Source organism: Streptomyces luteolifulvus, assembly GCF_008806595.1.
In the GTDB taxonomy this organism is placed as follows: Bacteria; Actinomycetota; Actinomycetes; order Streptomycetales; family Streptomycetaceae; genus Streptomyces; species Streptomyces luteolifulvus.
This window is the reverse complement of record NZ_VZRB01000011.1, coordinates 105,270-126,684: the sequence shown is the minus strand read 5'-3', so window position 1 is coordinate 126,684 and position 21,415 is coordinate 105,270. Positions and strand designations below refer to the sequence as shown.

Here is a 21,415-nt window from a genome sequence, read left to right as displayed (position 1 = left end):
TCGGTCGGGTGTCCGTCGTAGCTGGTCGCGCAGTTCCCCGCGCCCCTGAGGGCTGCGGTTCTCCTCATACGACGAGGCGCCCCGGGGTTTCCGGGGCGCCCCATAGGCAGACGACCTGCCGTCAGCTCTTGTTCGCGGACTCCGCCTCGTCCTTGGCGTCTTCCTTCTCGCCCTCGTTCGCGGAGTCGGCCGTGTCCTCGGACCTGGCCTCGTCCTTGGACCTGTCCTCGTCCTTGGCCTCGTCCTCGCCGTCGGTCCCGGTCCTGCTGTCGGAGACACCCGGCTCGACGATCTCTTCCGGTCCCGGACGCTTCTTCGCGGACAGCACGATGTACGCCACCGCGAGCAGGAACACGATCACCGCGGTCCAGTTGTTCAGCCGCAGGCCCAGGATGTGGTGGGCGTCGTCCACCCGCAGGTACTCGATCCAGAACCGGCCGACGCAGTACGCGGCGACGTACAGCGCGAACGCCCGGCCGTGCCCCAGCCTGAAGCGGCGGTCGGCCCAGATGACGAGCACGGCGACGCCGATGCACCACAGCGACTCGTACAGGAACGTCGGGTGGTAGGTGCCCGGCACCCGGCCGTCCGTCGACGACGTGATCTTCAGCGCCCAGGGCAGGTCCGTGGACCGTCCGTACAGCTCCTGGTTGAACCAGTTGCCCCAGCGGCCGATGGCCTGCGCGAAGGCGATACCGGGGGCGACGGCGTCGGCGTACGCGGGCAGCGGGATGCCCCGGCGGCGGCAGCCGATCCAGGCGCCCAGCGCACCGAGCGCGATCGCGCCCCAGATGCCGAGGCCGCCCTCCCACACCTTGAAGGCGTCGACCCAGTCACGGCCCTCGCTGAAGTACAGCTCGTAGTCCGTGATCACGTGGTAGAGCCGGCCGCCGATCAGGCCGAAGGGCACGGCCCACACAGCGATGTCGGCCACCGTGCCGGCCCGCCCGCCGCGGGCGATCCAGCGCTTGTTGCCGAGCCAGACCGCGACGAAGACGCCGATGATGATGCAGAACGCATAGCCGCGCAGCGGAATGGGGCCGAGGTACAGCACCCCGCGCGACGGGCTGGGAATGTAGGCAAGTTCCATGGCAGGGTCGACGCTACCCTGCCGGGCGGGGGGCACGGCAGGCAGCTCGGCTACGGGTCCATAACGGGGACGTGAGAATCCCTTACCCCTGGTTCGCCTCCTGCACCATCTGCTTCAGCTTCGCCGGCGTCAGCGTCTGGTCCTGGTAGATGTTCTTGCCGTTCAGCAGCACGGTCGGTGTGCCGCTGAAACCGCCGTCCTGGAATGCCTGGTTGGACTTAGCGACCCAGCCGTCGTGCGTGCCGTCCTCAACACAGGTGCGGAAGGCGGGCGTGTCGAGGCCCTCGACCTTGCCCGCGAGCTCGATGAGCTTGCTGTCCTCGGCGAAGGCGTCGTCGTTCTCCGGTGGCTGGTTGTCGTAGAGCACGTCGTGGTACGGCGTGAACTTTCCGGCGTCCTGGGCGCAGGCCGCCGCGTTGGCCGAGTTGCCGGAGCCGCTGCCGCCCACATTGCCGTCGATGATCGTCGCGAGGCGGTAGTCCACCTTGAGCTGGCCGGTGTCCGCCAGCTCGTGGATCGTGGAGCGGTACGCCGTCTCGAAGGCCTGGCAGGCCGGGCAGCGGAAGTCCTCCCAGATGGTGAGCGTCGACTTGGCGCTCTGCTTGCCGACGGGGATCACCAGGCCGCTCTGGCCGATGGCTCCCGAGGGCGCCACGGCGGGGCCCGTCGCCTCACCGCCGTCGTCCTTGCCGGCGTTCGCGGCGATGATGCCGATCACCGCCGCGAGACCCAGGACGCAGACGACGCTCGCGCCCACGATCAGGCCACGGCGTCGCTTCTCAGCGGCCCTCTGCTTCTCACGCTCCGCCGCCAGCCGCTCCCGGGCGGTGCGCTTTCCGTCACGGTTCTTCTCGCTCACACCCCGCAGAACGAACCGGGGAGGCGCAGCGCGCCTCCCCGGTGGCAGGTCCACCCGTACGAGGGACCGGTAGGACGATGTCCTCGGCCCTACGCCTGTCCGCGCACGCCCTTCGCGAGGTCGGCGGCAAGGTCCCGGACCGCCTCGACACCGGCCGCGTGGTCCGGCGCGTCCAGCATCCGCTTCACGAAGGCCGAGCCGACGATCACACCGTCGGCGAAGCCGGCCACTTCGGCCGCCTGCCCGGCGTCGGAGACACCGAGCCCGACGCAGACCGGCAGTGCGGTGCCCGTGGCCCGGGTGCGCTCCACCAGGTCCTGGGCCTGCGCGCCCACGGACTCGCGGGTGCCGGTGACGCCCATCAGCGAGGCGGCGTAGACGAAGCCGCTGCCCGCCTCTGTGATCTTGGCGAGCCGTTCGTCCTTGCTGCTGGGCGCGACCACGAAGACCGTGGCGAGCCCGTGCTTGTCGGCGTGCTCCCGCCACAGCGCCGACTCCTGGACGGGCAGGTCGGGCAGGATGCAGCCCGCACCGCCGGCCTCGGCGAGCTCGGCGGTGAAGCGCTCGACGCCGTAGCGGTCGATGGGGTTCCAGTACGTCATGACGAGCACGGGCTTCGCGGTCGCCCCGGACGCCTCCCGGACCGTCCGCATGACGTCGGCGATCCTGACGCCGCCGCGCAGGGCGATGTCGTCGGCGGTCTGGATGACCGGACCGTCGAGGACGGGGTCACTGTGCGGCAGCCCGACCTCGACGATGTCGGCGCCCCCGTCGAGCACGGCCTTGATCGCCTCGATGCCGCCGTCCACGGTCGGGAACCCGGCCGGGAGGTAGGCGATGAGGGCGGAGCGCTCTTCCGCCCTGGCGGCGGCGAGGGTGTCGCTCAGCAGCTGAATGTTCCCGCTCACTTGGCGTCCCCCTCGATCTCGGCGATCTCGCCGTCCGCGTCGGCGGCGACCTCGGCGTCGGTGTCGTACAGCCCGAAGTAGCGGGCGGCCGTGTCCATGTCCTTGTCGCCGCGGCCGGACAGGTTGACCACGATCAGCCCGTCCTTGCCCAGCTCCCTGCCGACCTCCAGGGCACCGGCGAGCGCGTGGGCGCTCTCGATGGCCGGGATGATGCCCTCGGTGCGCGACAGCAGACGCAGGGCCTGCATGGCCGCGTCGTCGGTGACGGCCCGGTACTCCGCGCGGCCGCTGTCCTTGAGGTAGGAGTGTTCGGGCCCGATGCCGGGGTAGTCCAGTCCGGCCGAGATCGAGTACGGCTCGGTGATCTGGCCCTCGTCGTCCTGAAGGACGTAGGACCGGGAGCCGTGCAGGATGCCGGGCTCGCCCGCGGTCAGGGTCGCCGCGTGCTCACCGGTCTCGACGCCGTGTCCGGCGGGCTCGCAGCCGATGAGGCGTACGTCCGGGTCCGGGATGAAGGCGTGGAAGAGGCCGATGGCGTTGGAGCCGCCGCCGACGCAGGCGATGGCGGCGTCGGGGAGGCGTCCGGCGCGCTCCAGGAGCTGGCGGCGCGCCTCGACGCCGATGACGCGGTGGAAGTCGCGCACCATGGCCGGGAAGGGGTGCGGGCCGGCCACGGTCCCGAACAGATAGTGGGTGTGGTCGACGTTGGCGACCCAGTCGCGGAAGGCCTCGTTGATCGCGTCCTTGAGCGTACGACTGCCGGACTTCACGGCGACGACCTCGGCGCCGAGCATGCGCATCCGGGCCACGTTCAGGGCCTGGCGCTTGGTGTCGACCTCGCCCATGTAGATGGTGCAGTCGAGGCCGAACAGGGCGCAGGCGGTGGCGGTGGCGACGCCGTGCTGGCCGGCGCCGGTCTCCGCGATGACGCGCGTCTTGCCCATCCGCCGGGTGAGGAGGGCCTGGCCGAGCACATTGTTGATCTTGTGCGAGCCGGTGTGGTTGAGGTCCTCGCGCTTGAGGAACACGCGGGCGCCGCCCGCTTCCGCCGCGAAACGGGGGACTTCGGTCAGGGAGCTGGGGCGGCCGGTGTAGTGCACCAGCAAGTCGTCGAGCTCTCGGGCGAACTCGGGGTCGTTCTTGGCCTTGTCGTACTCGACGGCCACCTCGTCCACGGCGGCGACGAGGGCCTCCGGGATGAACTTGCCGCCGAATGCGCCGAAGTAGCCCTCGGCGCTGGGGAGGTGACCCTGCGGGTCGGGGATGAAGAAGTCGCTGGGCATGCGGAAACCTCACGGTGAGTGGTGTGTGAACAGCACTGATCGCCGTGGGGGCGGGGATTGTCAGTCGGCTGCGGGAGCGTTGTGGCTGCTCGCGCAGTTCCCCGCGCCCCTCAGGTCGGTCGCTGCCATCGCATGCCGTTGACCTGCCCCGGCTCGTCCCCGATGACGTACCGGACCCTGCGGCCGTGTACCCGGCGGGCGGGTGCGCGGCAGCCGCGGGGGCGGCAGCCGCGCGCGAGGCGGGCGTACCGATCCACGGTCGTCACGGTGAGCGAGAGAGTCATCGGTGCCAACTCTACCGGGAGATCAGCCCCGGCCGTGCCGCAGTGCGGGGTGCTCGCCCGCCGCCACCAGGTCGGACACGGCCGACTTCGGGTCACGGCCGGTCACCAGGGACTCGCCGACCAGGACCGCGTCGGCGCCGGCGTTGGCGTAGGCGATCAGGTCGTGCGGTCCGCGCACCCCCGACTCGGCGACCTTGACGATGCGGGCGGGGATCTCCGGGGCCACCCGCTCGAACGTCCCGCGGTCGACCTCCAGGGTCTTCAGGTTGCGCGCGTTGACGCCGATGATCTTCGCTCCGGCGTCCACCGCGCGCTCGACCTCCTCCTCGTCGTGCACCTCGACGAGCGGCGTGAGCCCGATGGACTCGGCGCGCTCGATCAGGCTCTCCAGCGCGGGCTGGTCCAGGGCGGCGACGATGAGCAGCGCGAGGTCGGCGCCGTACGCCCGGGCCTCCCACAGCTGGTACGAGGTGACGATGAAGTCCTTGCGCAGTACGGGGATGTCCACGCGCGCGCGGACCGCCTCCAGGTCCGCCAGCGAGCCGCCGAAGCGGCGCTGCTCGGTCAGCACGGAGATGACGGCCGCACCGCCCGCCTCGTAGTCCGCGGCGAGTCCGGCCGGGTCGGCGATCGCGGCCAGCGCGCCCTTCGACGGGCTGGAGCGCTTGACCTCGCAGATCACCTTGACGCCGTCACCGCGCAGCGCGGCGACCCCGTCCTTGGCCGCGGGAGCCTTCGCCGCGCGCTCCTTGAGCTCTTCGAGGCTGACGCGCGCCTGCCGTTCCGCGAGGTCGGCACGGACTCCGTCGATGATCTCGTCGAGCACACTCACGCGAGCGGCCCCCTTCCAGACGGTTGACTGTTCAGCGGTCGGGCTGCGCCACCGGCCGGCCTTCGTCGGACCGGCTCGATGACGAAAACCGATGGTCACTGCGATGGTATCCGGAGGAGGGCAGAGCCCTCGCATCCGGTTGACGCCGGTCCCACTACCTGGACATTCCTCGGTTGATCAAGGATGCAGCCAGCCACCGAACGGCAGGTTCCGGACAACCGTGAAGACCAGCAGCAACGCGCCGAGACTCCACAGGTGCACCGGCCCGAGATCGATCCTCAGCGGCCGCCCGCGCAGCGAGCGGACCACCCAGACGGCCCACAGCACCGCGAAGGCGAGGTATCCCGCGACGGCCAGGGCATTGTCCGCGAGCGCTCCGGTGAGATCCCCGTGCACGAAGGCGTGCGCGCTGCGCAGTCCGCCGCAGCCCGGGCAGTAGATGCCGGTGAAGCGCAGGAGCGGGCAGGCCGGGTAGTGCCCAGGCTCGTTGGGGTCCACGGCCCCGACGTAGGCGAAGGCCGCGGCGACCGCCCCGAGCACCCCCGCGGGCACCGCCAGACGCCCCGCCGCGGCCCGGGCGGCGGACGGTGTCGCCCTCTGACTGTCGGTCACGCCTTGCATTGTGCCCCGCACGGCCCCCACGCGCGCGTGAGGGGCGGCTCCGGCATTCCTGCCGGGCCGCCCCTCACCAAGTCCCGCAGTGACTCCCGTACGGAGGACTCCCCGCGGACGTCAGCTCTCGACGCTCGCGGGCTCGCGCTGCTCCGCGGTCCGGTGCGCCTGGGCGTCCTTCGGCATGCCCAGGCCCATGTTGCTCATGACCCAGCCGACCACACCGCCGAGGATCACCATTGCCATACCGGCCCAGAAGCCCGCCGGCTGGGCCATCACCATGAAGGCGCCCGCGACGCAGAAACCGATGAAGGCGATTGTGACACCGGTCCAGGCGGCCGGGGTGTGACCGTGGCTGCTGCCCGCCATGACTTGCTCCTCGTTGCTGTATTCGTGTCTGAGCCGGACGCTCAAGGTCCATTGTCCCGCACGCGCACGCGTGCGGTCCTCGGGGGTCGCACCACGCCGCGGCGGACCTCGTGGCTATGCGCCGGTCGGGTCCTCGCCCCGGTCGAGCGCCTTCCAGATGTCCTCGGGGCGGTCGGGGTCGGCGGTGGGCGCCTTGCGGCGCGGACGGGGGGCTCCGGCGCGCTCGTAGCGGCCGGACATCGCGGGCCACCCGCGGCCGTAGCGCAGGGCGAGCAGTCCGGCGAGGAGGATCAGGATGCCGCCGGCCGCCGCGGCATACGGCCAGGCGGTGTGGGTGAGCGTGTCGACGGTGGCCGCGGTGTCGCCGGTGGCCTGCGCGGCCTTCTCGTCGAGCGCGGAGCTGTCGGAGGCGCCGAACAGCGAGGCGGCGATCGTGCCCGCGCCGGACAGCGCGAGCAGGCCCGCGACCAGCACTCGGCCGGCCCTGCGGACGGCGAAGACGGCGACGAGCGCGGCGAGGCCCACTATGGCGAGGGACGCGGGGACGCCCGTGACATCACTGCCCTTGGCGGTCAGCGGGAAGTCGCCGCCGGCCACCGTCGCGGTGCCCTGCGACCACCGCTGGCGGGTGGCCAGCAGCGCCACGGCCGCGCCGAGCGCCCCGGACAGCAGGGCCAGGGCGAGGCTGAGGCGGCCGGCCCTTGCGGGTCCTGCGGCTTCGGAACGGGGGTGAGGTACGGCAGTCACGTACTCCACTATCACCCGGACCGCGGGCGAACCGTCACTCGGGGTCCGGGTCGGCCTTCCGGTGAGAAACGCCCTGTCGGCCCAGCCGGTTCGCCGTGTGCACCGCCCGCAGGACCGCCGCGGCCTTGTTGCGGCACTCCTGGTCCTCGGCGACGGGCTGGGAGTCGGCGACGATTCCGGCACCCGCCTGGACGTACGCGGTGCCGTCGCGCAGCAGGGCCGTACGGATGGCGATGGCGGTGTCGGAGTCGCCCGCGAAGTCGAGGTAGCCGACGCAGCCGCCGTACAACCCGCGCCGGGACGGCTCGAGTTCGTCGATGATCTGCATCGCGCGCGGCTTGGGCGCGCCGGAGAGCGTGCCGGCCGGGAAGCAGGCCGTCAGGACGTCGAAGGCGGTACGCCCCTCGGCCACCTTTCCGGTCACCGTCGAGACGATGTGCATCACATGCGAGTACCGCTCGACGGACATGAAGTCGACGACCTCGACGGAGCCGGGCTCGCAGACCCGTCCGAGGTCGTTGCGGCCGAGGTCGACGAGCATGAGGTGCTCGGCGCGCTCCTTGGGGTCGGCGAGCAGTTCGTCGGCGAGGGCCTGGTCCTCCTGCGGGGTGGCGCCACGGGGCCGGGTCCCGGCGATGGGGTGGACCATCGCCTGCCGGTCCTCGACCTTGACGAGGGCCTCCGGGGACGAGCCGACGATGTCGAAACCGTCGAAGCGGAGCAGGTACATGTACGGCGACGGGTTCGTCGCCCGCAGCACCCGGTAGACGTCCAACGCGCTCGCCGCGCACGGTGTTTCGAAGCGCTGCGACGGTACGACCTGGAAGGCCTCGCCCGCCCGGATGCGCTCCTTGATGTCCTCGACGGCGTCCTGGAAGTCGGGGCCGCCCCACAGGGCCGTGTACTCGGGGAGCTCGGACGGCGGAAGGACCGCGGGCGGCTGGGCGACCGCGCGGGACAGGTCCGCCTCCATCGCGTCCAGGCGGGCCACCGCGTCGGCGTACGCCTCGTCGACGCCGGTGTCGAGGTCGTTGTGGTTGATCGCGTTGGCGATCAGCAGGACCGAGCCCTCCCAGTGGTCCATGACCGCGAGATCGCTGGTGAGCAGCATGGTCAGCTCGGGCAGCTGCAGGTCGTCCCGTTCCCCGGGGCCGATCTTCTCCAGCCGGCGCACGATGTCGTAGCCGAGATAGCCGACCATGCCGCCGGTGAAGGGCGGCAGGCCCTCCTGGTGGGGCGTGTGGAGGGCCTCGATGGTGGCGCGCAGCGCGGCGAGCGGGTCGCCGTCGACGGGGACGCCGACGGGCGGGGAGCCGAGCCAGTGGGCCTGACCGTCCCGCACGGTGAGGGTCGCGTCCGAGCGCACTCCCACGAAGGAGTAGCGGGACCATTGATACGCGGCGCGGCCGTTCTCCGCGGACTCCAGCAGGAACGTGCCGGGGCGCTCGGCGGCGAGCTTGCGGTAGAGCGCGACCGGGGTGTCGCCGTCGGCGAGGAGCTTGCGGGTGACCGGAATGACACGGCGGTCGGTGGCCAGCTTGCGGAACGTCTCGAGGTCCATGGCGGCTGACCTTACTGATCCACTGACGACACGCCGGAATCGGCGTTCTTGAGCAGCACGTCGGCGTCGAAGCAGGTACGCGCGCCGGTGTGGCAGGCGGCTCCGACCTGGTCGACCTTGACGAGCACGGTGTCGGCGTCGCAGTCGAGGGCGACGGACTTGACCCACTGGACGTGACCGGAGGTGTCGCCCTTGACCCAGTACTCCCCGCGGCTGCGCGACCAGTAGGTGCAGCGGCCGGTGGTGAGCGTGCGGTGCAGCGCCTCGTCGTCCATCCAGCCGAGCATCAGCACCTCCCCGGTGTCGTACTGCTGGGCGATGGCGGGGACGAGCCCGTCGGCGCTGCGCTTGAGGCGCGCGGCGATCTCGGGGTCCAGGCTGCTGGGCAGGGGCGTGCTGGTCATGTGTGCCATTGTGCCGCGCGTGACGACATGCGCCCGGCGGTCGTCCACCCATTGAAAACAGCGACGCGAAGCGCCTCGGTGAGGGGTGGAGGCCGGGCGACGGGTGGGCGGACCTGCGGGGCGGTCGTAGGCTGGCACTCATGTCGACATTCGCCAAGCGTGAACGACTTCTTCTGGCCGACCTGTTGGAGGCCGAGGGCCCCGAGGCCCCGACCCTCTGCGAGAACTGGCTGACCCGTGACCTCGCCGCGCACGTGGTGGTGCGCGAGCGCCGGCCCGATGCCGCCGGCGGCATCCTGATCAAGCAGCTCCAGCCCCGGCTGGAGCGGGTGATGGCGGAGTTCGCCGCGAAGCCGTACGAGGAGCTGATCCAGCTGATCCGTACCGGCCCGCCGCGCTTCTCGCCGTTCTCCCTCAAGCAGGTCGACGAGATGTCGAACACCATCGAGTTCTACGTGCACACCGAGGACGTCCGCCGGGCCCGGCCCGACTGGACGCCGCGCGAGCTCGACCAGGTCTTCCAGGACGCCCTGTGGTCACGGCTGGAGCGCACCTCGCGCCTGATGGGGCGGGGCGCCGCGACGGGGCTGGTGCTGCGCCGCCCCGACGGCCAGACGGCGGTCGCCCGCCGCGGCACTCCGGTCGTCACCGCGACGGGCGAGCCGTCGGAGCTGCTGCTGTTCCTCTACGGCCGGCAGAACGCCGCGAACGTGGAGCTGGAGGGCGAGAAGGACGCGATCGCCCGGCTGCAGGAGACGAAGCAGCTCGGTATCTGAGAGCCTGTGGAGCGCCGTCGTCATCGGACGGGGTGGCCCGCCTCCCTGAGCGCCTGCTTCACCTCGCCGATCCGCAGATCGCCGAAGTGGAAGACGGAGGCGGCCAGCACCGCGTCCGCGCCCGCCTCGATCGCCGGCGGGAAGTCCGCGAGCCGTCCCGCACCGCCGGAGGCGATCACCGGGACCGTGACGTGCTTGCGGACGGCCGCGATCATCTCCAGGTCGTAGCCGTCCTTCGTCCCGTCGGCGTCCATCGAGTTCAGCAGGATCTCACCCGCGCCGAGCTCGGCGGCCCGGTGCGCCCACTCGACGGCGTCGAGGCCGGTGCCCTTGCGGCCGCCGTGCGTGGTCACCTCGAAGCTCCCGGACGGGGTGCGCCGCGCGTCCACCGAGAGCACCAGCACCTGTCGGCCGAAGCGCTCCGCGATCTCGCGGATGAGCTCCGGGCGGGCGATGGCGGCGGTGTTGACGCCGACCTTGTCCGCGCCCGCCCGCAGCAGCTTGTCCACGTCCTCGGCAGTGCGGACGCCGCCGCCGACGGTCAGCGGGATGAACACCTGCTCGGCGGTGCGGCGCACCACGTCGTAGGTCGTCTCCCGGTTGCCCGAGGAGGCGGTGATGTCCAGGAACGTCAGCTCGTCGGCGCCTTCGGCGTCATACACCTTGGCCATCTCGACGGGGTCGCCCGCGTCGCGCAGGTTCTGGAAGTTGACGCCCTTGACGACCCGGCCGTTGTCCACGTCCAGGCAGGGGATCACTCGTACGGCCAGGGTCATGCGGACACTCCGTGTTCTCCGCCGGGGCGGTACGCCTCCACCTCGACCTCGACGACCAGACTCGGGTCCACGAGGCCGGAGACGATGATCATGGACGCGGCGGGCCGGACGGAGTCGAACAGCTCCTTGTGGGCGCGTCCGACGTCGTCCACGTCCCGGGCATGGGTGATGTACATGCGCGTACGCACGACGTCGTCACGGCCGAGCCCCAGTTGGCCCAGTGCCGCGAGCGCGACGTTGAATGCGTTGACCGCCTGTTCGTACGGACCGCCTCCGGCGATCTGGCCGTCCACTATCGAGGTGCAGCCGGAGACCAGCACCATGCCGTTCGGCAGCTCGACCGCGCGGGAGTAACCGAAGGTCTCCTCCCAGGGCGCGCCGGTCGTGACGCGTCGTACATCGCTCACTGGGCTACCGCCTCCAGGGCCTCTTCCAGAGTGAACGCCTTCGCGTACAGGGCCTTCCCGACGATGGAGCCCTCGACACCGAGCGGCACCAGCTCGGCGATGGCCCGCAGGTCGTCGAGCGAGGACACGCCGCCGGAGGCCACCACCGGACGGTCGGTCGCCGCGCAGACATTGCGCAGCAGCTCCAGGTTGGGGCCCTGGAGGGTGCCGTCCTTGGCGATGTCCGTCACCACGTAGCGGGCGCAGCCCTCCTGGTTGAGGCGCTCCAGCGTCTCGTAGAGGTCGCCGCCGTCGCGGGTCCAGCCGCGGCCGCGCAGGGTGGTGCCGCGGACGTCGAGACCGACGGCGATCTTGTCACCGTGCTCGGCGATGACCTTGGCGACCCACTGAGGGGTCTCCAGCGCGGCCGTGCCGAGGTTCACCCGGGTGCAGCCGGTGGCGAGCGCGGCGGCCAGGGAGGCGTCGTCGCGGATGCCGCCCGACAGCTCCACCTTGATGTCCATGGCCCGGGCGACCTCGGCGATCAGCTCCCGGTTGTCGCCGGTCCCGAACGCGGCGTCCAGGTCGACCAGGTGCAGCCACTCCGCGCCGGCCCGCTGCCAGGCGAGGGCGGCCTCCAGCGGGGAGCCGTAGGACGTTTCCGTGCCGGACTCGCCGTGCACCAGGCGGACGGCCTGGCCGTCGCGGACGTCGACGGCGGGGAGGAGTTCGAGCTTGCTCACAGGGTTCCGATCCAGTTGGTGAGGAGCTGGGCTCCGGCGTCGCCGGACTTCTCGGGGTGGAACTGCGTGGCCCACAGGGCGCCGTTCTCGACGGCGGCCACGAAGGGCTTGCCGTGCGTCGCCCAGGTGACCAGCGGGGCGCGCATCGTCGGGTTGGCGGTCTCCAGGGTCCATTCGTGGACGGCGTAGGAGTGCACGAAGTAGAAGCGCGCGTCCGCGTCCAGCCCGGCGAACAGCTCGGAGCCGGCCGGTGCCTCGACGGTGTTCCAGCCCATGTGGGGCACGATGTCGGCCTGGAGCGGCTCGACGGAGCCCGGCCACTCGTCCATGCCCTCGGTCTCGACGCCGTGCTCGATGCCGCGCGCGAACAGGATCTGCATGCCGACGCAGATGCCCATCACCGGGCGGCCCCCGGACAGCCGGCGGTCGATGATCCAGTCACCGCGGGCCGCGCGCAGGCCCTGCATACAGGCGGCGAAGGCACCGACGCCCGGCACCAGCAGACCGTCGGCGTTCATGGCCGTGTCGAAGTCGCGCGTGATCTCGACCTCGGCCCCGGTGCGGGCGAGGGCGCGCTCGGCGGAGCGGACGTTGCCGAAGCCGTAGTCGAAGACCACGACCTTCTTCGGCGCGCTCATCAGTTCCATACCTCCAGCCGCATCACGCCCGCGACCAGGCACATCGCCGCGCCGATCGAGAGCAGCACGATCAGGCTCGTCGGCATCTTCTGCTTGACGAAGGAGATGATGCCGCCGACGAGGAAGAGTCCGACGACGATCAGGACGGTGGACAGACCGTTCATGGTTTACAGCGCGCCCTTCGTGGACGGGAGGATGCCGGCAGCGCGCGGGTCGCGCTCGCTGGCGTAGCGCAGGGCCCGCGCCAGCGCCTTGAACTGGCACTCCACGATGTGGTGCGCGTTGCGTCCGTAGGGCACGTGCACATGCAGCGCGATCCGGGCCTGGGCGACGAAGGACTCCAGTATGTGCCGGGTCATGGTGGTGTCGTACTCGCCGATCATCGGCGCCATGTTCTCGGGCTCGGTGTGCACGAGGTACGGACGGCCGGACAGATCGACGGTGACCTGGGCGAGCGACTCGTCCAGCGGGACCGTGCAGTTGCCGAATCGATAAATCCCCACCTTGTCGCCGAGCGCCTGCTTGAAGGCGGCGCCGAGCGCGAGGGCAGTGTCCTCGATGGTGTGGTGCGAGTCGATGTGCAGGTCGCCCTCGGTCTTCACGGTCAGGTCGAACAGACCGTGCCGGCCGAGCTGGTCGAGCATGTGGTCGTAGAAGCCGACGCCGGTCGACACATCGACCTTGCCGGACCCGTCGAGGTCGATCTCGACGAGGACCGAGGTCTCCTTCGTCACGCGTTCCACGCGTCCCACGCGGCTCATGCGCTCTGCTCCTTCTTCAGTTCACGGACCGCGTCGAGGAACGCGTCGTTCTCCTGGGGGGTTCCGGCGGTCACCCGCAGCCATCCCGGTACGCCGTTGTCCCGGACCAGGACGCCCCGGTCGAGGATCTTCTGCCAGGTGACGTGGGAGTCCTCGAAGCGCCCGAACTGCACGAAGTTGGCGTCCGACGCCGTGACCTCGTAGCCCAGCGCCAGCAGTTCGGTGACCAGCCGGTCCCGTTCCTTCTTCAGCTGCTCGACGTACTTCAGCAGCGTGTCGGTGTGCTCCAGGGCGGCCAGGGCGGTCGCCTGGGTGACGGCCGACAGGTGGTACGGCAGCCGTACGAGCTGGACGGCGTCGACGACGGCCGGGTGCGCGGCGAGGTAGCCGAGGCGCAGGCCCGCCGCGCCGAAGGCCTTCGACATCGTCCGGGAGACGACGAGGTTCGGCCGGCCCTGCAGCAGCGGCAGCAGCGAGTCGCCGTGGCTGAACTCGACGTACGCCTCGTCCACGATCACCATCGACGGCTTGGCCGCCTGGGCGGCCTCGTACAGCGCGAGGACCGTCTCGGCCGGGACCGCGGTGCCCGTGGGGTTGTTGGGCGTGGTGACGAAGACGACGTCGGGGCGGTGCCCGGCGATGGCCCGGCCGGCCGCCGCCAGGTCGATGGTGAAGTCCTCGTTGCGGGGGCCCGAGATCCATCCCGTTCCGGTACCGCGCGCGATGAGGCCGTGCATCGAGTACGACGGCTCGAAGCCGATCGCGGTGCGGCCCGGTCCGCCGAAGGTCTGCAGCAGTTGCTGGATGACCTCGTTGGAGCCGTTGGCCGCCCACACGTTGGCCGGGCCGACGGCGTAACCGGATGTGTCGGTCAGGTACTTGGCGAGCTGTGTGCGCAGCTCCACGGCGTCCCGGTCGGGGTAGCGGTTGAGGTTCCGGGCCGCCTCGCGCACCCGCTCGGCGATCCGCTCGACCAGCGGCTCGGGCAGCGGGTACGGGTTCTCGTTGGTGTTCAGCCGTACGGGAACGTCGAGCTGGGGCGCGCCATAGGGGGACTTGCCGCGCAGCTCGTCCCGTACGGGAAGATCGTCGATTCCGAAGTTCACTTGCTCGTCGGTACCTTCCAGCCGAACCTCGCCTTGATCGCCGCGCCGTGCGCGGGCAGGTCCTCCGCCTCCGCCAGCGTCACCACGTGGTGGGCGACCTCGGCCAGCGCGTCCTGCGTGTAGTCGACGATGTGGATGCCGCGCAGGAAGGACTGGACGGACAGGCCCGAGGAGTGGCAGGCGCAGCCGCCGGTGGGCAGGACATGGTTGGAGCCGGCCGCGTAGTCGCCGAGCGACACGGGGGCCCAGGGGCCGATGAAGATCGCGCCCGCGTTCTTCACCCGGTCGGCGACCGCGGCCGCGTCGGCCGTCTGGATCTCCAGGTGCTCGGCGCCGTACGCGTCGACCACCCTCAGCCCCTCGTCGACACCGTCGACGAGGACGATCGCGGACTGCCTGCCCTTGAGGGCCGGGACGATCCGGTCCTCGATGTGCTTGGTGGCGGCGACCTGCGGCTCCAGCTCCTGCTCGACCGCGTCCGCGAGCTCGACGGAGTCCGTGACCAGCACGGCGGCCGCCAGCGGGTCGTGCTCGGCCTGGCTGATCAGGTCGGAGGCGATGTGCACCGGATCGGCCGTGTGATCGGCGAGGACGGCGATCTCGGTCGGGCCCGCCTCGGCGTCGATGCCGATCTTGCCGGTGAAGTAGCGCTTGGCCGCGGCGACCCAGATGTTGCCGGGGCCGGTGACCATGTTGGCGGGCGGGCAGGACTCGGTGCCGTGCGCGAACATCGCGACCGCGGTGGCGCCGCCGGCCGCGTACACCTCGTCGACGCCGAGCAGTGCGCACGCGGCGAGGATCGTCGGGTGCGGAAGCCCGCCGAACTCGGCCTGGGCCGGGGAGGCGAGGGCGATCGAGCCGACGCCGGCCTCCTGCGCGGGCACCACGTTCATGATCACGGAGGACGGGTAGACGGAGCGGCCGCCGGGGGCGTACAGCCCGACCCGCTCGACCGGCACCCACTTCTCGGTGACCGAACCGCCGGGCACGACCTGCGTGGTGCGGCTGGTACGGCGCTGCTCGCGGTGGACGAGACGGGCGCGGCGGACGGACTCCTCCAGGGCCGCGCGGACCGCCGGGTCGAGTTCCTGGAGGGCCTTTTCGAGTGCCTCGGCGGGCACCCGCACCTGGTCGAGCCTGACGCCGTCGAACTTCTCGGCGAAGTCGATCAGCGCCGCGTCGCCCCGATGATGCACGGCCTCGCAGATCGGACGCACCTTCTCCAGGGCGGCCGAGACGTCGAAGTCGGCTCGGGGCAGCAGGTCGCGCAGGGCGGGGCCCTCGGGAAGGGCGTCGCCGCGCAGATCGATTCGGGAGATCACACAGCCAATTCTCGCAGACGGGGTTCGCACGCCGTCCGCACGTATCAATGGTTGATACGGATCCCGGACGGAACCCGGGGAACCATCCCTCACTTTCCGCGTTCGCCGGGTCACCGAGCGGGCATCAAGGCTGTACCGGCGGGGCGAACCCGCGAGTAGTCGGGGAGGAAGGAACCAGCGTGACCGAGGGGGCCGGCGTTCGCACCGGAGATCTGCCGGACGACCTGACCGCGGCCGAGGCCGGCATGTGGCAGGCCTTCCGCATGGGCGCCGTCCACGACCTGAGGACCGGGGACGAGGTCGTCGACGATCCGCACGGCGGGACGGCCTGGGGGCCGGAGCGGACCGTACGGGCGCGGGTCATCGCCTGGCTGCTGCTCGACGGACCGCCCGCGCTGGTGGGCAGGGTGGCGTCCCTGAAGCTCCGCGGCGTCCATGTCACCGGCTCCCTGGACCTGGCGGGCGGCATCATCACTCCGTATGTGGAGCTGCGGAGCTGCCGTTTCGACGAAGAGGTCGTGCTGTCGGAGGCCCACTTCACCACCGTGCGCCTGATGGACTGCGCGGTGCCGCGCATGGAGGCGGCCCGGCTGCGGTGCGAGGGCGATCTGCATCTGCCGCGCTGCCGCTTCCACAACGGCGTCCGGCTCACCGACGCCCGTATCGGTACGGATCTGCTGCTCAACCAGGCGATCGTGTACCGGGACCGCAACGGACGCTCGATCGCCGCGGACGGTCTGACCGTGGGCCAGGACCTCCAGGCCGAGCTGCTGGAGTCGCACGGCGAGATCAGTCTGCGCGGCGCGAAGATCGGCGTCTCGCTGAGCCTGCGCGGCGCCCGGCTGATCAACCCGTACACGCGGTTCGCCCTCAACGCTCCCCAGCTGACCATCGAGCGCACCCTGTATCTGACCCCGGCCGGCCTGGGCAGCCCCTTGCTGACCGGCACGACGCCCACGAGCGGGACACGGATCCAGCGGTTCGAGTGCCAGGGCGGGATGCGGCTCGACGACGGACGGTTCGGGGAGGCCGTCGACCTCGACCGGGCGCGGTTCGTCCTCACCGACGACCAGGAGCTGGCGCTGCGCCGGCTGCAGACGTTCGAGCTGCGCTTCCTCGGGGAGCAGCCGCAGCGCGGGAGGGTGGTGCTGTCGGGCGCGCGGGTCGTCAACCTCGTGGACCGGGCGGACAGCTGGCCGGGTCCCGGGCGGCTGCAGATGCTGGGCTTCTCGTACCAGAACCTGGTGCCGTACGGGTCGTTCTCCCTGGGCCGGCGTCTGGACTGGGTCGCGGCGGCCACCGCCGAGTACAACCCGGAGCCGTACGAGCGCCTCGCCACCGCGCTGCGGGGCTCCGGCGAGGACGAGGCCGCGCGGGAGGTGCTGCTCGGCAAGCAGCGCCGGCGCCGCGAGACGCTGCCGCTGGCGCCGAAGCTCTGGGGATACGTCCAGGACTGGATCGTCGCCTACGGGTACCGGCCGGGCCGGGCCGCGGTGTGGATGGCCGTCCTGTGGGCGGCGGCCTCGGTCGCCTTCGCGCAGGCCGGGGAGCCGCCGGCCAACGGCACCGGGCACCCCTCGTGGAACCCCGCGCTGTTCTCCCTGGACCTGCTGCTGCCGGTCATCGACCTGGGCCAGGTCGGCCAGTGGCAGCTCAGCGGCGTCCGGCAGTGGATGGCCGCGGCGATGATCCTGGTGGGCTGGGTGCTGGCGACGACAGTGGCGGCGGGGGCGACACGGCTGCTGCGGCGGAACTGATCCGCTCAGGGCGGTCCGGCAGTCGTCGGATCACCACGTTTTACCTGCCCTTGACCGGGCCGCGTACAACTTTTCACCGGTTGGGTGTTCCCCCTGGCGCGTACCTGACCTGCGGACTTTCAATTGTCGGCACCATGGCTCTGCTGCCCCCCTTCCTCCGTACGGCCCGGATGACCAGGAACACCACCCCCCACCGTGCCACCGGCCTCCCCACGGACGACGAGGTGGTGCTCGACGCGCCCGACGACCGGCTCGGCCCCGCGCTGGTCGCGGCAGCGCAGGGCGCGTACGGGCCCGCGGCCGCCCTGCTCGCCGCCACCCGTAAGGGCACCGAATGGGAGGACCGCGACCGGTACGTCAGACGGCTCGCGGCTTTCGCCCACGCGCGCGACGAGTGGTTCGAGCGGTGGTCCGCCGCCGCCCCGCACGACCCGGACCTGCTGCTCGTGAGGGCGCAGCGGGCGGTGGACCGGGCGTGGCGGTCCCCGGCACGGGCCGAGCTGCTGCATGAGGTGAGCCCGCTGATCACGGCCGCCGCCCACGAGAACGAACGCGACCCGGTGCCGTGGCGGCTCGCCCTGGACCATGCGCGCGGCACGCACGCCGGGCACGCATGGTTCGGGGAGCTGTGGGAGGCGGCGGTCCGCCGAACCCCGCACCACTACGGCTGCCATGTCGCGGCCCTGCGTTATTTGGCGTCCTCCTGGCACGGGTCCCACCGCGAGTGCTTCGCCTTCGCCGAGCTGGCCGCGCAGGACGCTCCGGCGGCCTCGCTCATCCAGGCGCTGCCCGCGCGGGCGGCCCTCGGCTATTTCGGCGACGGCTGCGGCCCGGACGTGCCGCGCGGGCAGCTGGACGCGGCGGCCGACCGCGCCGTCGCGCTCTCCGCCCGCTTCCCGGGGGCCGACCCCTGGCCCGCCGAGATCCGCAACAAGCTGATGTACGTCCTCGTACGGCTGGAACGCTGGGACGATGCGCTCGTCCAGCTGCGTCTGATCGGCCCGTACGCCACGTCCTTCCCCTGGGACCGGATGTCGGACGACCCGCTGGGTCTGTTCCTGCGGGTCCGCGCCGACATCCGGTCGACACCGCCGTCCGGGCCGGCCGGGCATCCACCAAGTGGGCGCACCGTCCGTGCACACTCCCGCGACCATTAGGCTTTTGCGCCGTGACCACCGTCCGGCTTCCGCTCTTCCCCCTGAACTCGGTGCTGTTCCCGGGGCTCGTGCTTCCTCTCAACATCTTCGAGGAGCGCTACCGCGCCATGATGCGCGAGCTGTTGAAGACACCCGAGGACGAACCGCGCCGGTTCGCCGTCGTGGCGATCCGCGACGGCCACGAGGTGGCGCCCAGCGCGCCCGGCATGCCGGACCCGACGGCCGTCCCGGAGCGCGGACCCACGGCAGGCTTCGGCCCCGACCCCGCCAAGGCGTTCTACGCGACCGGCTGTGTGGCGGACGCCGCGACGATCCGCGAGCGGGCCGACGGCACCTTCGAGGTGCTGGCGACGGGCACCACCCGGGCGCGGCTGGCCTCGGTCGACGCCTCGGGCCCGTTCCTGACGGCTGAACTGGAGGAGCTGCCCGAAGAGGCGGGGGACGAGGCCGGCGCGCTGGCCGAGGGGGTGCTGCGCTCGTTCCGCCACTACCAGAAGCGGCTGGCCGGGGCGCGCGAACGCTCCCTGTCCACGGGCGCCGACCTGCCCGACGATCCCTCCGTGGTGTCCTACCTGGTGGCCGCCGCGATGATGCTGGACACCCCGACGAAGCAGCGCCTGCTCCAGGCACCGGACACCGCGTCCCGGCTGCGCGACGAACTCAAACTGCTTCGCGCGGAGACCGCGATCATCCGTAATCTGCCGTCACTGCCGGCGTCGGACCTGACGCGCGGCCCGACGAATCTCAACTGACGCACGACCTCTGGGGTACAGGCCGGATGGCGAAGAAGTCGAAGAAGCAGCAGCAGCCGGGCGGCACGCCCGCGACCGTGGCCCTCACGGCCGCCGGTGTGACCTACACGGTCCACTCCTACGACCACGACCCCGCCCACCCCTCGTACGGCGAGGAGGCGGCCGAGGCGATGGGCGTCTCACCGGAGCGGGTCTTCAAGACCCTGGTGGCCGACGTCGACGGGACGCTGACGGTGGCCGTGGTCCCGGTGGCGGGCTCGCTGGACCTCAAGGCCCTGGCGGCGGCGGTCGGCGGCAAGCGCGCCGCGATGGCCGACCCGGCTCTGGCGGAACGCACCACGGGCTATGTCCGCGGCGGCATCTCGCCCCTCGGCCAGCGCAAGAGGCTCCCCACGGTCCTCGACGACTCGGCGTCCGCCCACACCACGATCTGCGTGTCGGCCGGCCGCCGCGGCCTGGAGGTCGAGCTCGCCCCCGACGACCTGGCGAAGCTCACGGAAGCGGTCCTGGCCCCCATCGGCCGTGCGTGACCCCTCGACGCCGTCTGCTTCGTCGGTTAAGTCTGAGGACATGTCGAAGAAAACCAGGAAACGCAAGTGGCGCATCAAGAAGGGCCGCTCGAACCACGGCCACCGACCGGCATAGGTGCTTTCTCAGCTTTCCGAGCTCTCTGAGCGCACGTGCACCATCCCCCGAAGGGCAGGGACGGCGGGGGCGACCACCCCCGCCGCACCACAACGCGCCGCGCCCCTACTGACGCGGCGGAACGCCGTAGTGCTCCGGCTCCGGATCCCGAGGCCCGAACAACGCCGTCAGCCCGAGATGCACCAGCAACGCCGCCATCGACCAAGCCAGCCACGCCCCCTTGGCACCCAGCTTCAACGGCGCGGAGAACGTAACCCCCTTGCCCACGGCCCTCGCATGGGCGATCACATCCTGCTCGGGCCCGAGCCACACCCCGACCCGCCACGCCAGCAGCGAGCCCAGCAGCCCTCCGACCCCCAGCGCCACCACCACCGGCACCCCCCCGCGCCGTCGCACCAGGAAGACGACGACGGCGCTCACCACGCCGAACGCCAGCGCAAGCAGAGTGAACGTTCCGTCCACCCCGATCGCCTGCTCCCCCTCGGTGTCCTTGAGGTAGACGACCCACTTCTGATCCACCACCTGACCGACGAGCGGCACCTTCGGCGACAGCCACCACCACAGCACTCCCAGCAGGGCCCCGGCGAGCGCCACAGCCACCGTGATGACGGCGGCCTCCCGCGCTTCGGCCTTCCTCCCGGGCCCGTCCTGTCCCTGGCCACCGAGCCAGGCGTCCTGGGGCGCCGGCTTCATCTGCCCGGCAGTCGGCGGCTGCCACGGGTCGTGCGGGGACTGTTCGTGCGGTGGCGGAGTCAACGGTGCGGTCACCCTGACATCGTGCCAGGCGCGCCTGTGCCGCGCGTCACCGGACGGCTGCCCGACGGTAGGCCCAGGTGGCGACGGCCAGCGACACCACGCCGACGCACCCGCACACGGCGAGGTCACCGAGCACGACGGCCCAGTCGGGGCGGGCCCCGAAGGTCCGCGCCAGGGCCTCGACGCCGTAGGTGGAGGGCAGCAGGTCCCGGGCGAACCGTACGGCCTCGGGCATCCGGTCCGCCGGCAGCACGCCCAGCAGCAGTGCTGCGGACATGCCGAGCTGCCCGAGCAGCGTGGCCAGCTCGGGGCGCGGCGCGAGCAGTCCGAGCGCGGCGCCCAGCCCGGCCAGCGCGGCGCCTGCCAGCGGGATCACCGCAGCGAGCACCCACAGGTGTGCCAGCGGCAGCCCGAACAGCACACAGCCGAACACCGCGGTCACCACGGTCCCCGGCACGGTGAAGGACGCGTACGCGCCGGCCGCCCCCAGCACCACGGCGGCCGGCGGCACCGGCAGTGTCGCGTAGTGGTCGAGCCCGCCGTTCGCCCTCAGCTGGCCGAAGTACTGCGCCAGCAGGTTCAGCGCGACGAAGGCCACGACGAGGACCGCGGACCCGGCCACCACGGCCCTGGCCTCTCCCCCGCCGTCCACGACCCCGCGCATCAGGACCATGATCCCGATCGACTGGAAGGTGGCCACGAACAGCAGCGGGATCCGGGCGACCCGCGCCCGGGACAGCTGCGCCCGGTAGACGGCCACCAGCGACGGCCACAGCCGCGCACGCGGCCCGAGCTCGGCCGCGGGACGCTCGGCGGTCTCCTCGGCGGCCAGGGCATTGTCCGGCAGAGCCTCGGCGGGTACGACACTCACGTCGCGCAGCTCCTTCTCGC

General features: G+C 71.6%; 26 protein-coding genes. 5 read left to right on the top strand and 21 right to left on the bottom strand.

What is annotated here, in order from left to right:
- Positions 1 to 121: 121 nt before the first annotated feature.
- The 11 genes from lgt to hisI all read right to left on the bottom strand — a co-directional run bounded on the left by lgt (position 122) and on the right by hisI (position 8,949).
- Positions 122 to 1,090: a prolipoprotein diacylglyceryl transferase gene (lgt, locus tag F7R91_RS18135; protein ID WP_150950034.1), complete on the bottom strand. Its 969-nt coding sequence runs from the start codon at positions 1,088 to 1,090 to the stop codon at positions 122 to 124.
- A gap of 82 nt (positions 1,091 to 1,172) precedes the next feature.
- Positions 1,173 to 1,949, bottom strand: a complete 777-nt coding sequence (locus F7R91_RS18130; protein ID WP_191971538.1) for a DsbA family protein — start codon at positions 1,947 to 1,949, stop codon at positions 1,173 to 1,175.
- Between the two features lie 89 nt (positions 1,950 to 2,038).
- Positions 2,039 to 2,857, bottom strand: a complete 819-nt coding sequence (trpA, locus tag F7R91_RS18125; protein WP_150950031.1) for a tryptophan synthase subunit alpha — start codon at positions 2,855 to 2,857, stop codon at positions 2,039 to 2,041.
- Positions 2,854 to 4,140, bottom strand: coding sequence for a tryptophan synthase subunit beta (trpB, locus tag F7R91_RS18120; RefSeq protein ID WP_150950029.1), 1,287 nt, complete (start codon positions 4,138 to 4,140; stop codon positions 2,854 to 2,856). Before trpB ends, trpA begins: the two co-directional genes overlap by 4 nt.
- Positions 4,141 to 4,250: 110 nt before the next feature.
- Positions 4,251 to 4,424: a tryptophan biosynthesis modulator TrpM gene (trpM, locus tag F7R91_RS18115; RefSeq protein WP_150950027.1), complete on the bottom strand. Its 174-nt coding sequence runs from the start codon at positions 4,422 to 4,424 to the stop codon at positions 4,251 to 4,253.
- A 22-nt stretch (positions 4,425 to 4,446) separates the two neighbouring features.
- Entirely contained in the window at positions 4,447 to 5,256 is an 810-nt protein-coding gene (gene trpC / locus F7R91_RS18110) for an indole-3-glycerol phosphate synthase TrpC (RefSeq protein ID WP_150950025.1), read from the bottom strand.
- Between the two features lie 177 nt (positions 5,257 to 5,433).
- Entirely contained in the window at positions 5,434 to 5,877 is a 444-nt protein-coding gene (locus tag F7R91_RS18105; protein ID WP_150950023.1) for a DUF2752 domain-containing protein, read from the bottom strand.
- Between the two features lie 111 nt (positions 5,878 to 5,988).
- On the bottom strand, positions 5,989 to 6,237 hold the full coding sequence (locus F7R91_RS18100) for an HGxxPAAW family protein (protein WP_150950021.1): 249 nt from the start codon (positions 6,235 to 6,237) through the stop codon (positions 5,989 to 5,991).
- 114 nt (positions 6,238 to 6,351) lie between these two features.
- The gene (locus tag F7R91_RS18095; RefSeq protein WP_150950019.1) at positions 6,352 to 6,993 is read right to left on the bottom strand and encodes a TIGR02234 family membrane protein; all 642 of its coding nucleotides are present in this window, start codon (positions 6,991 to 6,993) and stop codon (positions 6,352 to 6,354) included.
- A gap of 25 nt (positions 6,994 to 7,018) precedes the next feature.
- Positions 7,019 to 8,545 carry an anthranilate synthase component I gene (locus F7R91_RS18090; RefSeq protein ID WP_150950017.1) on the bottom strand — a complete coding sequence of 509 codons (1,527 nt, stop codon included), beginning with the start codon at positions 8,543 to 8,545 and terminating at the stop codon, positions 7,019 to 7,021.
- Between the two features lie 11 nt (positions 8,546 to 8,556).
- Positions 8,557 to 8,949, bottom strand: a complete 393-nt coding sequence (hisI, locus tag F7R91_RS18085) for a phosphoribosyl-AMP cyclohydrolase (protein WP_150950015.1) — start codon at positions 8,947 to 8,949, stop codon at positions 8,557 to 8,559.
- Positions 8,950 to 9,089: 140 nt separating this feature from the next.
- Here hisI and F7R91_RS18080 point away from each other — a divergent pair, with 140 nt between their 5' ends.
- Positions 9,090 to 9,725: a TIGR03085 family metal-binding protein gene (locus F7R91_RS18080; RefSeq protein WP_150950013.1), complete on the top strand. Its 636-nt coding sequence runs from the start codon at positions 9,090 to 9,092 to the stop codon at positions 9,723 to 9,725.
- 20 nt (positions 9,726 to 9,745) lie between these two features.
- Here F7R91_RS18080 and hisF read toward each other — a convergent pair whose 3' ends face one another.
- From hisF to hisD, 8 genes are read right to left on the bottom strand one after another with little or no spacing between them, the layout of a single operon-like run.
- The gene (gene hisF, locus F7R91_RS18075; RefSeq protein ID WP_150950010.1) at positions 9,746 to 10,501 is read right to left on the bottom strand and encodes an imidazole glycerol phosphate synthase subunit HisF; all 756 of its coding nucleotides are present in this window, start codon (positions 10,499 to 10,501) and stop codon (positions 9,746 to 9,748) included.
- The gene (locus F7R91_RS18070) at positions 10,498 to 10,908 is read right to left on the bottom strand and encodes a RidA family protein (RefSeq protein WP_150950008.1); all 411 of its coding nucleotides are present in this window, start codon (positions 10,906 to 10,908) and stop codon (positions 10,498 to 10,500) included. Before F7R91_RS18070 ends, hisF begins: the two co-directional genes overlap by 4 nt.
- A complete protein-coding gene (gene priA / locus F7R91_RS18065) occupies positions 10,905 to 11,630 on the bottom strand; it encodes a bifunctional 1-(5-phosphoribosyl)-5-((5-phosphoribosylamino)methylideneamino)imidazole-4-carboxamide isomerase/phosphoribosylanthranilate isomerase PriA (protein ID WP_150950006.1) in 726 nt (241 codons plus the stop codon). The genes F7R91_RS18070 and priA overlap by 4 nt, the downstream gene beginning before the upstream one ends.
- A complete protein-coding gene (gene hisH, locus F7R91_RS18060) occupies positions 11,627 to 12,268 on the bottom strand; it encodes an imidazole glycerol phosphate synthase subunit HisH (RefSeq protein WP_150950004.1) in 642 nt (213 codons plus the stop codon). Before hisH ends, priA begins: the two co-directional genes overlap by 4 nt.
- Positions 12,268 to 12,432: a hypothetical protein gene (locus F7R91_RS42070; protein ID WP_046729563.1), complete on the bottom strand. Its 165-nt coding sequence runs from the start codon at positions 12,430 to 12,432 to the stop codon at positions 12,268 to 12,270. Before F7R91_RS42070 ends, hisH begins: the two co-directional genes overlap by 1 nt.
- Positions 12,433 to 12,435: 3 nt before the next feature.
- Positions 12,436 to 13,029 (bottom strand): imidazoleglycerol-phosphate dehydratase HisB, encoded by a 594-nt coding sequence (gene hisB, locus F7R91_RS18055; RefSeq protein ID WP_108013415.1) that lies wholly within the window; start codon positions 13,027 to 13,029, stop codon positions 12,436 to 12,438.
- Positions 13,026 to 14,135: a histidinol-phosphate transaminase gene (locus F7R91_RS18050; protein WP_150950002.1), complete on the bottom strand. Its 1,110-nt coding sequence runs from the start codon at positions 14,133 to 14,135 to the stop codon at positions 13,026 to 13,028. The genes hisB and F7R91_RS18050 overlap by 4 nt, the downstream gene beginning before the upstream one ends.
- Positions 14,132 to 15,457 (bottom strand): histidinol dehydrogenase, encoded by a 1,326-nt coding sequence (hisD, locus tag F7R91_RS18045; protein WP_150950000.1) that lies wholly within the window; start codon positions 15,455 to 15,457, stop codon positions 14,132 to 14,134. Before hisD ends, F7R91_RS18050 begins: the two co-directional genes overlap by 4 nt.
- A gap of 179 nt (positions 15,458 to 15,636) precedes the next feature.
- Here hisD and F7R91_RS18040 point away from each other — a divergent pair, with 179 nt between their 5' ends.
- From F7R91_RS18040 to ybaK, 4 genes are all read left to right on the top strand, one after another.
- A complete protein-coding gene (locus tag F7R91_RS18040) occupies positions 15,637 to 17,214 on the top strand; it encodes an oxidoreductase (RefSeq protein WP_150949998.1) in 1,578 nt (525 codons plus the stop codon).
- A gap of 122 nt (positions 17,215 to 17,336) precedes the next feature.
- Positions 17,337 to 18,371 (top strand): hypothetical protein, encoded by a 1,035-nt coding sequence (locus F7R91_RS18035; RefSeq protein ID WP_150950181.1) that lies wholly within the window; start codon positions 17,337 to 17,339, stop codon positions 18,369 to 18,371.
- A gap of 11 nt (positions 18,372 to 18,382) precedes the next feature.
- Positions 18,383 to 19,123 (top strand): LON peptidase substrate-binding domain-containing protein, encoded by a 741-nt coding sequence (locus tag F7R91_RS18030; protein ID WP_150949996.1) that lies wholly within the window; start codon positions 18,383 to 18,385, stop codon positions 19,121 to 19,123.
- A gap of 26 nt (positions 19,124 to 19,149) precedes the next feature.
- Positions 19,150 to 19,653, top strand: a complete 504-nt coding sequence (gene ybaK, locus F7R91_RS18025) for a Cys-tRNA(Pro) deacylase (RefSeq protein WP_150949994.1) — start codon at positions 19,150 to 19,152, stop codon at positions 19,651 to 19,653.
- A 220-nt stretch (positions 19,654 to 19,873) separates the two neighbouring features.
- Here ybaK and F7R91_RS18020 read toward each other — a convergent pair whose 3' ends face one another.
- Together F7R91_RS18020 and F7R91_RS18015 are read right to left on the bottom strand one after the other, a co-directional pair.
- On the bottom strand, positions 19,874 to 20,536 hold the full coding sequence (locus F7R91_RS18020; RefSeq protein ID WP_150949992.1) for a DUF2567 domain-containing protein: 663 nt from the start codon (positions 20,534 to 20,536) through the stop codon (positions 19,874 to 19,876).
- 34 nt (positions 20,537 to 20,570) lie between these two features.
- On the bottom strand, positions 20,571 to 21,395 hold the full coding sequence (locus F7R91_RS18015) for an ABC transporter permease (RefSeq protein ID WP_150949990.1): 825 nt from the start codon (positions 21,393 to 21,395) through the stop codon (positions 20,571 to 20,573).
- Between the last annotated feature and the right edge of the window lie 20 nt (positions 21,396 to 21,415).

Coding starts and splice junctions, on each gene's coding strand:
- lgt (WP_150950034.1), bottom strand. CDS start 1,090: ATGGAACTTGCCTACATTCCCAGCCCGTCGCGCGGGGTGCTGTACCTC.
- trpB (WP_150950029.1), bottom strand. CDS start 4,140: ATGCCCAGCGACTTCTTCATCCCCGACCCGCAGGGTCACCTCCCCAGC.
- trpM (WP_150950027.1), bottom strand. CDS start 4,424: ATGACTCTCTCGCTCACCGTGACGACCGTGGATCGGTACGCCCGCCTC.
- F7R91_RS18105 (WP_150950023.1), bottom strand. CDS start 5,877: ATGCAAGGCGTGACCGACAGTCAGAGGGCGACACCGTCCGCCGCCCGG.
- F7R91_RS18100 (WP_150950021.1), bottom strand. CDS start 6,237: ATGGCGGGCAGCAGCCACGGTCACACCCCGGCCGCCTGGACCGGTGTC.
- F7R91_RS18090 (WP_150950017.1), bottom strand. CDS start 8,545: ATGGACCTCGAGACGTTCCGCAAGCTGGCCACCGACCGCCGTGTCATT.
- hisI (WP_150950015.1), bottom strand. CDS start 8,949: ATGACCAGCACGCCCCTGCCCAGCAGCCTGGACCCCGAGATCGCCGCG.
- F7R91_RS18080 (WP_150950013.1), top strand. CDS start 9,090: ATGTCGACATTCGCCAAGCGTGAACGACTTCTTCTGGCCGACCTGTTG.
- hisF (WP_150950010.1), bottom strand. CDS start 10,501: ATGACCCTGGCCGTACGAGTGATCCCCTGCCTGGACGTGGACAACGGC.
- hisH (WP_150950004.1), bottom strand. CDS start 12,268: ATGAGCGCGCCGAAGAAGGTCGTGGTCTTCGACTACGGCTTCGGCAAC.
- F7R91_RS42070 (WP_046729563.1), bottom strand. CDS start 12,432: ATGAACGGTCTGTCCACCGTCCTGATCGTCGTCGGACTCTTCCTCGTC.
- hisB (WP_108013415.1), bottom strand. CDS start 13,029: ATGAGCCGCGTGGGACGCGTGGAACGCGTGACGAAGGAGACCTCGGTC.
- ybaK (WP_150949994.1), top strand. CDS start 19,150: ATGGCGAAGAAGTCGAAGAAGCAGCAGCAGCCGGGCGGCACGCCCGCG.